The 464-nt window shown below is 42.5% G+C and carries 1 protein-coding gene; it reads right to left on the minus strand.

Going from position 1 to position 464, the window contains the following annotated elements:
- The coding region (locus GQR38_RS19990) for an IS4 family transposase (RefSeq protein ID WP_165738009.1) at positions 1–464 on the minus strand (464 nt) is incomplete at both ends.

Raw genomic sequence — 464 nt, forward strand, 5'->3', positions numbered from 1 at the left:
ACATCTTTCTTGCTCTTGGGTTGCTGCTAAGTTGGACTAATTTATCATTACGCCCTAATGTTTGAATAACTTCATATTGCACATTTTTTTTCAGGGGGATTAGCCAGTGGCGTTCACTGCCAGTCGTTTGCCATTTATGTAAAAGCCCTAAAGAATAGAAACCTTTGTCGAATAAAGTGAGACTGTTATCGGGTGTGGTTTCTATAAGCTTTTCAGCCAGCACCATTTCATTGACCTTGTAATCATCAAAAGCACTCCCCGTGATTAGGTGGCTGCTTAGCTCCATTTGACACACCATTCTGACCTGTGGGTATTGTGTATTGGTCGGTTTTGTAAAGGCTTCATTGTTTTGGGGTGAGTCATCCGTACGCCAAACAACACCATCGACACCAAGCAAGGTAAGCCCATTCCAATGAGGATGATTAGCGCCATTATTCCAATGCCTTTGGGTGCATTCAAATAAG

Source organism: Pseudoalteromonas sp. c7(2019) (genome assembly GCF_011378625.1).
Classification (GTDB): domain Bacteria; phylum Pseudomonadota; class Gammaproteobacteria; order Enterobacterales; family Alteromonadaceae; genus Pseudoalteromonas; species Pseudoalteromonas arctica.